Source organism: Paenibacillus sp. Marseille-Q9583 (assembly GCF_976954365.1).
In genome coordinates this window covers 39,100-48,527 of record NZ_CDRJTB010000054.1, presented here as the reverse complement: position 1 = coordinate 48,527, position 9,428 = coordinate 39,100, and the positions used below count along the sequence as shown (strand labels likewise).

Sequence of the window (9,428 nt, the reverse complement as noted above, 5' to 3'; positions counted from 1 at the left end):
GGCGTCCTTATAAGGACACCGAAGACGTTTATGCTTGAAAAGCCATGCAGCGGACAAGATTCCGATTGTATGGCTTTTTTCTGTGGCGAAATGTTTTTTGGGCAACGATTCATCTGATTTAGCAAAAAATTCCTTTCACCAGAAAAAGGTTTTTGATTTTTAATGGCGAATCTATTATGCTTAAGTGGTGAAAAGTGGGGTAAAGTGGGGATTCGGGGATTAGGGGTGGGAAAAAGGATGTTCATGGGAGAGTATCAACACAGCATTGACGACAAAGGCCGAATTATTATTCCGGCTAAACTCCGTGAATTGCTTGGAACCTCCTTTGTGGCGACCCGTGGTCTAGACTCGTGTCTATTTGTTTATCCCATGGAAGAATGGGCAATCATGGAACAAAAGCTAAAAAGCCTTTCACTGATGAAATCAGATGCCCGTGCATTCAGTCGCTTTTTTTTCTCAGGCGCAACAGAATGTGTATGGGATAAGCAGGGAAGGGTAAATCTGCCGGCCAATTTAAGGCAGTATGCCAAACTGGACAAAGACTGTGTTATTCTGGGCGTTTCGAACCGGGTGGAAATCTGGAACAAAGAGCTATGGGAGCAGTACTTCGAACAGTCCGAGGAATCGTTCAACGAAATTGCCGAAAAATTGGTGGATTTCAATTTTGATCTATAAAACACAATATCGAATACTGTCCTGGAGGGATGCAGCTTGTTTCACCACATCACGGTGCTTAAAGAAGAAGCGACAGAAGGGCTGCACATCAAAAAAGACGGAATCTATGTAGATTGCACTCTCGGTGGAGCAGGCCACAGCGCACTAATTGCTTCCAAACTTAGCGGCGAAGGCCGATTAATCTGTTTGGATCAAGATGATTGGGCTCTGGAGAACGCAAAAGAAAGACTAGCTGAATACGGAGACAAGGTTGTACTCATTAAGACCAATTTCCGTGATCTGGAGAGTGTACTTAAGGATGTACCCTTTGTACCACAAAAAGATGGCATTCCCCAAGTGGATGGAGTCCTCTTTGATCTTGGCGTATCCTCTCCCCAGTTTGATGAGGGAGAACGCGGATTTAGTTACAATCATGATGCTCCGCTGGATATGCGGATGGATCAGACAGCGCTATTAACGGCTGCTGATATTGTGAATACGTGGTCTGAGCAGGAGATTGCCCGTGTGCTTTTCCAATATGGAGAAGAGAAGTTCTCGCGAAGAATCGCTAAGAAAATTGTAGACAGAAGAGAAGAAAGTCCTGTTGAGACCACAGGAGAATTAGCTGAGCTTATCAAGGAAGGTATTCCGGCGGCTGCACGAAGAACGGGAGGACACCCCGCTAAACGGAGCTTTCAAGGTTTACGGATTGCTGTAAACGACGAGTTGGGTGCTTTTGAAGAAGGATTACATAGCGCAGTACGTTGCCTTGCACCAGAAGGTAGAGTATCCGTTATCACTTTTCATTCACTTGAGGACCGAATTTGCAAGCAAATACTAAGCAGCTATTTAAGCAGATGTACATGCCCGCCTGACTTTCCGTTTTGTGTATGTGGCGCGAAAGGCACGCTTAAGTTAATCAACCGCAAACCGCTTGTGCCTTCTGAAGAAGAGCTTGAGCTTAATACTCGAGCCCGTTCAGCTAAGCTGCGCATTGCAGAAAAATTGTAATTGACGATAAAGGAGAGTCAGAGATGGCCTATACCCGCGGCAATTTAGCAGTTCAGCCCAAAAGAAAAGAAGAGGTAAACCCCCTTTACCGCGAGAAGACAAAAGTAGTTACCAAACGAAGAGTACTTCCGCTGCAAGAGAAACTTTTGTATATGCTGACGCTAGGAGTATGCGTTTTGGTGGCTATCACCCTGATTTCACGTTACGTTCATATTTATGATTTGAACTTGCAGGCCCAGAAATTAGATAAGGATATAGCGACTGCTAAGAAGCAAATTTCCACGTTTGAGATGGAGAAGCAGAACTTGGAGCAGAAGGTTGCCCAAAAGGCAAAGGATCTTGGATACGTAGCACCGGATGAAAATGCTACAATCTTTATTCCGGCGAATCCGATATCTACAGAAGGCGATAATTAGTGAGCGATTGGCAAGATCGCAATAAAAAAATTGTGAGGTTCGCTTATGGTAAAGAGAATAAAACTTCGCACGCTGTTTATAGGAGGGTGTATTACCCTCTTTTTTCTTGTTTTGATAGCTAGAGTGTTCTGGATTCAAGTTATAGAGGGCTCAGAATGGCAAGAAAAGGCTGCTACACTTTGGGCGCACACTTCGACTATCAAAGCAGAGCGAGGAACGATTTCTGACCGTAATGGGAGTGTGCTCGCAAGTGATGTCCCTGCTTATACTGTGGTTGTAAACCCGGCAGTCATTGCTGAAAAGGGAATTGGTGATGAGGTCGTCAAGGGATTGCATGAGCTACTCGGCAAGCCAGAAGATGAGCTGAGGAAGCTGGTTGAAGCTAAAGACGAGAACGGCAAATACCTTAAGAATCGTGAGGTTCGTAACGAAGGCTGGAAGATCGATCAGGAACTTGCGGATAAGGTGAAAGAATTTTATGTAGCCCTAGGGAAAGAGCATAAAATTCAAGAGACTGGGATTGGTCTTGTTAGAGAGCAGAAACGATATTACCCTAAGGGTTCGCTTGCTGCGCATATATTAGGCTATACAGATCGAGATGGCAAGGCGATTATGGGTCTGGAAAAATCCCTAGATGAACAGCTTAAGGGTGCCGATGGCAAGCTGCTTTATCAAAGTGACGGTCAAGGGGTTAAGCTGCCGGATTCAAAAGATACCTATAAACCTGTAGTAAATGGAAGTAATTTCAAGCTTACAATCGACAGTACAATCCAGCAATATATACAAGCGGCCATGGAAAAGGCATATGCGCAATATAAGCCGAAAAGTATGAGCGTCATTGCTGCTGATCCGAATACGATGGAGATTTTGGGGATGGCGAATATGCCTACCTTTGATCCTAATAAATATATGGATACGGGTGCTGATGCAGCGGGTTTCTACAATCATGCTATCAAATCAACTTATGAGCCCGGTTCGACCTTCAAAATTGTAACACTTGCTGCAGCTGTAGAAGAGAAGCTTTTTGATCCCGTAGCTACATTTCTGTCAGGATCTATCAGAATTAAGGGATACAGTAAGGCATTACATGATATTAATCGTGCCGGCTGGGGGCAAATCAGTTTCCTGGAAGGTGTGAAGCGGTCTAGTAACGTTCTTTTTGTAAAACTTTATGAAATGCTCGGACAAGATAGACTTTTACAGTATATTGATGATTTCGGCTTTAATGGGAAGACAGGAATCGATTTGCCAGGGGAAGCCAGTGGGGTCGTTAACCCTAACCTTGGACGTCCTATCGAAATTGCTACACTTGCATATGGGCATGGTAAAGTGCTAGTTACCCCGCTTCAACAATTGGTTGCTGTATCTGCTATCGCCAATGGTGGGAAACTGATGACTCCATATGTGGTAAAAGAGGTTACGGACCCAAACACCGGAGACACTAAGGTTACTCAGCCTAGTGTAGTGCGTCAGGTGATTGATGAGGCAAGCGCCAAGAAAACCGGTGAATACTTGGAGCAGGTAGTTGCCGACCAAGTCAAAGGTACAGGACGCAACGCTCACATAGAAGGTTACCGTGTCGCAGGTAAGACAGGAACGGCTATCAAGGTTGAAGGTAAGGACTACGTGAAGTCCAAAGTACTGGTCTCCTTTATTGGTTATGCGCCTGTGAATGATCCAAAGATCGCTGTTATTGTTATTATTGATGAACCGAACGTTGAGGTTGGCGGCGGTAAAGCTGCAGCTCCTGTATTTAAAGAAATCGTATCTCAGTCTCTGCAATACATGGGAGTTCCAAAGTTAGCGACTGAAACTAGCGATAAGGATAGTAAAAAAACAGTTGAATCTGAAGCGCCTGTGCTCCGGACCACACCTGATCTGATGGGCAAAACGATGAAGGAAGCAAGAGAGACGCTTCTGGATCAAGGATTTGATTTTGAAGTTGTCGGTGAAGAAGCTTCTGTGGAAACCCAATATCCAGAGGCTGGAACGAAGCTTGCTCAAGGTCAGCGTATATACCTATTAAGCAAGCAAGGGGACAAGCCTACCATTCCAAAATTACAAGGAGAGTCGCTGCGTGATGCGCTTGAGATTCTAACACTTCTAAAAGTGGAGATTGCGGTAGAAGGCGAAGGATATGTCTCGGAACAGATTGAAGGAACAAAGAACGGCAAAACATTGGTTACTTTGAAGCTGAAACCATTAAATGATAAGAGTGAAGATGATCCTGCAACTTCGACTGCTGATGAGGGTACGGAATCGGAGAGTGGGCCATAGGCTTGTTCTAACCCCTGTTTGTCCCGAATAGTCATGAAGATAAGAGCTCATGTCTATAGGTGAAAGCGGGGGAGAACGGAATGAAGGTTTCGAAGGTCGTAACACGGCGGAGAATGTTGTGGACGCTGCTGGGACTGGCAGTGCTATTCGGTTCGCTGGTCGTGCGTCTTGGTTTTGTGCAATTATCCCAAGGCGAGAAATTAAGTGACAAGGTAGAAGATTCCTTGCGCCGCAATATTCCTTTTACAGCCAAGCGTGGTGAAATTTTGGATCGTGAAGGTATACCACTGGCCTATAATATCAGTACCCCTACGGTTTATGCGGTGCCTGTGCAGGTGAAGGAGAAGCAAAAGACAGCGCAGCAATTGGCGCCTCTGCTTGGGATGACCGAGGAGAAGCTGATGAGCTTGCTGACTAAAAAATCAATGTCGGTGAAACTACAGCCCGGCGGCCGCAAAATTACGATGGAACTTGCCGCGAGCATCCGTGATTTGCAGTTGCCGGGCATCGTTGTCGCTGAGGATAGCAAAAGATATTATCCGTACGGCGATCTTGCCGCGCATATACTAGGCTTTACAGGTATTGATAACCAAGGGATTACCGGGGTCGAGAACATATACGATAATTTACTTAAAGGAATAGCAGGCAATATTTCGTATTTGTCTGACGCAGGTGGAAGACTCATGCCTGGATCATCGGAGAAGTATTCTGCCCCTCAGGATGGACTTAATCTGCAATTGACGATTGATAAACAGATTCAATCCATTATGGAACGTGAGCTGGATCAAGCTATGGTAAAATATCAGGCCCAGGGTGCTTGGGCTATAGCGATGAATCCGAAGAATGGTGAAATTCTGGCCATGGCTAGTAGACCGGGTTATGAACCGGGTTTATATAAGGAATATGATCCGCAGATCTATAATCGGAATTTGCCCATTTGGATGACCTACGAGCCTGGTTCGACGTTCAAAATCATCACACTTGCTGCAGCACTGCAAGAAGGTAAGGTAGACCTGCAAAATGATCATTTCTATGATCCTGGGTTTATCGAAGTGGCGGGTGCGAAGCTGCGCTGTTGGAAAAAAGGCGGCCATGGCAGCCAGACCTTCCTTCAGGTGGTAGAGAACTCCTGTAACCCTGGTTTTGTTGCTCTTGGGCAACGGCTGGGCAAAGAAACCCTCTTCAAATATATTCGAGATTTTGGTTTCGGCAGCAAAACAGGAATTGATCTAAACGGAGAATCTAATGGGATTCTGTTCAAGCTTAGTCAAGTAGGTCCGGTGGAGCTTTCGACTACGGCCTTCGGCCAAGGGGTCTCGGTTACACCTATCCAGCAGATTGCTGCGGTATCCGCGGCTATCAATGGTGGCAATCTCTATAAACCACATGTAACAAAATCATGGGTTAATCCTGAAACGGGAGAGACTGTATCAGAGGTGAAACCTGAGCTAGTGCGGCAGGTCATTTCGGAGGAGACATCCAAGAAGGTGCGGGCAGCACTTGAGAGCGTGGTTGCCAAAGGCACGGGACGGCCGGCTTTTATCGACGGCTATCGTGTAGGTGGCAAGACGGGTACTGCACAGAAGGTTGTAAATGGACGTTATTCTCCGACAGAGCATATTGTTTCTTTTATTGGTTTTGCGCCGGCGGATGATCCACAGATCGTTGTCTACACTGCAGTGGATAATCCAAAAGGGATTCAATTTGGGGGTGTAGTTGCAGCTCCAATCGTGCAAAATATTTTGGAAGACTCGCTGCACTATATGAAGGTTCCTGAACGCAGTGATCAGCTTCCAAAAACTTATAAGTATGGTGAAACTCCGATTGTGACCGTGCCTGACCTTACAGGGGCAACCGTACAAGATATCTATGAGGATTTAAATATGAATTTTAATCTGGCGCGTTCAGGCTCTGGCAATACGGTCATCAATCAGGCTCCGAAAGCTGGGGCAAGAGTAGAACAGGGCTCAACCATCAGGATTTATATGGGAGCTTCTAGTGAATAATGATAAAGGTATAAGGGTTCAGTTCAATTATAAGAAAGTATAAGTTTCACGTTATACTTTATCCTTATAATTCTCGCATAACCGCTTACCGTCCTTAAAAGGACGCCGAAGGCGTTTTAGCTTGTTATCCGAAAATGTAGAGTGAGGGATTACTATGAAAGTTAATGAATTATCTGCTTGTCTTGCTACTTCGCGTCTATATGGGGACGGGGAGGTGGAGATTACTGATCTTCAGACGGATTCCCGCCGTGTAAGTCCGGGTGATCTGTTTATCTGTTTACCGGGTCACACCGTAGACGGACATAAATTTGCGCCGCAAGCCGTAGCCTCTGGAGCATCTGCTATCGTATGTGAGTATAAGCTAGAGCTTGATATCCCACAGATCGTTGTGGATGACTGCCGTTTTGCGATGTCTGTCATGTCGAATGCATTCTTTGGCTCACCTAGCAGCCGAATGAGAATGATCGGAGTTACGGGAACAAACGGGAAGACAACTACGACTTATCTTATTGAGCGAATTATGCAAGACCAGAATATAAAGACGGGTTTGATTGGGACCATTCAAATGCGCTATGACGGCAAAAGCTACCCTATGTCAGGGACCACTCCAGAATCGCTAGATCTGCAGCGCTCGCTTCATGATATGGCCTCCAAAGGTGTGGAATGTTGTGTAATGGAAGTCTCCTCCCATGCGCTTCAGCAAGGACGTGTGAAGGGTGCGGACTTCCGTACAGCAATATTTACGAACTTAACCCAGGATCATCTGGATTATCATCATACAATGGAGGAGTATCGGGCGGTTAAAGGTCTATTCTTCTCTAGACTAGGAAATGTGATCTCTCCTTGGAAAGAAGAACGCAAATATGCGGTGCTTAATGCCGATGATGAGGCGAGCCACTATTTTGCAACCCAAACTGCAGCGGAAGTGATTACATATGGCATTGATAACAACGCTAATGTCCGAGCTTCGCAAATCTCGATCACTGCAAAAGGAACTTTTTTCCATGTTGATACGTTTAAGGGTGAGACGGACATTTCGCTTCGTATGGTTGGTAAGTTCAATGTCTATAATGCACTTGCAGCGATTACGGCAGCGTTGTTGGAAGATGTGTCACTGCCTGATATCAAGACTAGTCTTGAGGCGATTGATGGGGTAGCTGGACGGGTGGAGTCAGTAGATGAGGGGCAAGAATATGCCGTTATCGTTGACTATGCACATACACCAGACGGGCTGGAAAATGTATTAAGAACGGTCTGCGAATTTGCTACAGGTAAAGTGCTTACTGTGTTTGGTTGCGGAGGAGACAGAGACCGCACGAAACGTCCTTTAATGGGTAAGATAGCTGCAAAATATAGCGACATGATATTCGTAACCTCTGACAACCCTCGGACGGAGGACCCTGGGCTAATTCTGAAGGATATAGAAGCAGGACTAGTAGAGGATGGAGTCACCTCTGACCGGTATCATATGATTGTTGATCGCCGAGAAGCAATTGGGAAGGCTATTGAAATGGCAAGCTCTGGCGATGTAGTATTGATTGCGGGGAAAGGTCATGAGACCTATCAACTGATTGGCGGAGTGGTTCACGATTTCGATGACCGCATCGTCGCTAAAGAAGTTATAAGGGGTCGAAGCTATTGATTACAAGAACACTGGGACAAATTGCTGTGATGTGCGCAGGGGAACTTCCTGCTGCCGAAGCTATGAATATACCACTTACGGGCGTCGTTACTGACTCCCGTAAGATAACTACAGGTTGCCTGTTTGTTCCTCTAACGGGAGACAAATTTGACGGTCATCATTATGCAGCTACAGCTATTGCTGCTGGTGCTGCAGGGACCTTATGGCAGCGTGATAAAGGTCCTGCGCCTGAGGGTGGCGGAGTCATAATTGTTGAAGATACGCTAGAGGCGCTTCAGAAGCTGTCCGCTGCGTATTTAAATGAGGTCGCTCCGAAGGTTGTCGCTGTTACGGGCAGTAATGGCAAAACAACGACAAAAGATATCATTATGGCCTTGCTCGAAATGCAGTACAAGGTGCACAAGACAGAGGGAAACTTCAATAATCATATTGGTCTTCCGCTCACGATTCTTTCCATGGCTGAGGATACAGAGATTGCAGTGCTTGAAATGGGTATGAGCTCGCGGGGAGAAATTGCTCTGCTGGCTTCTTTGGCTGCACCAGATGTTGCAGTCATTACTAATGTAGGTGAGTCACATCTGCTGCAACTGGGATCCCGCAAAGAAATCGCCCGTGCCAAGCTGGAAATAGTCGAAGGGCTAAAGCCAGGTGGACTGCTAATTTATAACGGTGATGAACCGCTGCTGACTGAGGTAATGCAAGAGTCCACTTTTGAGGCTCCGGAGGGGATGGTATCCTTCCGTTTCGGCCTGAACGGAGATAATGATGATTATCCGACTGGGATGATGTCCCATAGTGGTGGTATGACGTTTACGTCAAGCCTTCATAAGGAACATGCTTTTACATTACCGCTGCCAGGCCAGCATAACGTTGTTAACGCGTTGGCTGCACTAGCGGTTGCTCGCCATTTTGGAATTACAGAACAAAATGTAGAGAATGGGTTAAGTAATCTTAAGTTGACGGGCATGCGGATTGAAGTGATTCGGACTTCTTCCGGGCTTACACTTTTGAATGATGCTTATAATGCCAGTCCGACTTCTATGAAGGCGGCCATTGATGTGCTTCAAACTATGAAATGCAGTGGCAAAAAAATCGCAGTACTGGGGGACATGCTGGAACTTGGGCCGGATGAAATACAGTTTCATAAAGAAATTGGCTACTACCTAGACCCCGCAGTGACTGATTTTGTATATACCTATGGTCCATTGTCAGTCCATATTGCAGAAGCTGCAAAGGAAAGATTCGGAAACGAGCGTGTGCTGGCTTTTACGGATAAGTCAGAATTAACAGCCGTCCTTATCGAGAAAAGCAGCTCCAAGGATATTGTACTATTCAAAGGATCTAGAGGGATGAGGCTTGAGGAAGTGCTTCAGAGCCTTAATAAAGAGATTAAAGAGACCTAAAAAAATGGAGGGGGTGCAC

At 45.8% G+C, this 9,428-nt stretch carries 7 protein-coding genes; all 7 read left to right on the top strand.

The window, feature by feature from the left end; genetic code table 11:
* The first annotated feature begins 237 nt into the window (after positions 1-237).
* The 7 genes from mraZ to ACWNM1_RS21765 all read left to right on the top strand — a co-directional run bounded on the left by mraZ (position 238) and on the right by ACWNM1_RS21765 (position 9,409).
* Complete coding sequence (mraZ, locus tag ACWNM1_RS21795; RefSeq protein ID WP_042130255.1) at positions 238-675, top strand: division/cell wall cluster transcriptional repressor MraZ; 438 nt, start codon at positions 238-240, stop codon at positions 673-675.
* 36 nt (positions 676-711) lie between these two features.
* On the top strand, positions 712-1,665 hold the full coding sequence (gene rsmH, locus ACWNM1_RS21790; RefSeq protein WP_042190866.1) for a 16S rRNA (cytosine(1402)-N(4))-methyltransferase RsmH: 954 nt from the start codon (positions 712-714) through the stop codon (positions 1,663-1,665).
* Between the two features lie 23 nt (positions 1,666-1,688).
* On the top strand, positions 1,689-2,081 hold the full coding sequence (locus ACWNM1_RS21785) for a septum formation initiator family protein (RefSeq protein ID WP_076284765.1): 393 nt from the start codon (positions 1,689-1,691) through the stop codon (positions 2,079-2,081).
* Between the two features lie 45 nt (positions 2,082-2,126).
* Positions 2,127-4,358: a penicillin-binding transpeptidase domain-containing protein gene (locus ACWNM1_RS21780; RefSeq protein ID WP_449602615.1), complete on the top strand. Its 2,232-nt coding sequence runs from the start codon at positions 2,127-2,129 to the stop codon at positions 4,356-4,358.
* An 80-nt stretch (positions 4,359-4,438) separates the two neighbouring features.
* Positions 4,439-6,364 carry a stage V sporulation protein D gene (locus ACWNM1_RS21775; protein WP_076299654.1) on the top strand — a complete coding sequence of 642 codons (1,926 nt, stop codon included), beginning with the start codon at positions 4,439-4,441 and terminating at the stop codon, positions 6,362-6,364.
* A gap of 154 nt (positions 6,365-6,518) precedes the next feature.
* A complete protein-coding gene (locus tag ACWNM1_RS21770; RefSeq protein ID WP_449602614.1) occupies positions 6,519-8,006 on the top strand; it encodes a UDP-N-acetylmuramoyl-L-alanyl-D-glutamate--2,6-diaminopimelate ligase in 1,488 nt (495 codons plus the stop codon).
* The gene (locus ACWNM1_RS21765) at positions 8,006-9,409 is read left to right on the top strand and encodes a UDP-N-acetylmuramoyl-tripeptide--D-alanyl-D-alanine ligase (RefSeq protein ID WP_449602618.1); all 1,404 of its coding nucleotides are present in this window, start codon (positions 8,006-8,008) and stop codon (positions 9,407-9,409) included. Before ACWNM1_RS21770 ends, ACWNM1_RS21765 begins: the two co-directional genes overlap by 1 nt.
* The last annotated feature ends 19 nt before the right edge of the window (positions 9,410-9,428 follow it).

What these genes read in the sequence shown, in the direction of transcription:
- mraZ (WP_042130255.1), top strand. Translation starts at nt 238, where the DNA reads ATGTTCATGGGAGAGTATCAACACAGCATTGACGACAAAGGCCGAATT.
- ACWNM1_RS21785 (WP_076284765.1), top strand. Translation starts at nt 1,689, where the DNA reads ATGGCCTATACCCGCGGCAATTTAGCAGTTCAGCCCAAAAGAAAAGAA.
- ACWNM1_RS21780 (WP_449602615.1), top strand. Translation starts at nt 2,127, where the DNA reads ATGGTAAAGAGAATAAAACTTCGCACGCTGTTTATAGGAGGGTGTATT.
- ACWNM1_RS21775 (WP_076299654.1), top strand. Translation starts at nt 4,439, where the DNA reads ATGAAGGTTTCGAAGGTCGTAACACGGCGGAGAATGTTGTGGACGCTG.
- ACWNM1_RS21770 (WP_449602614.1), top strand. Translation starts at nt 6,519, where the DNA reads ATGAAAGTTAATGAATTATCTGCTTGTCTTGCTACTTCGCGTCTATAT.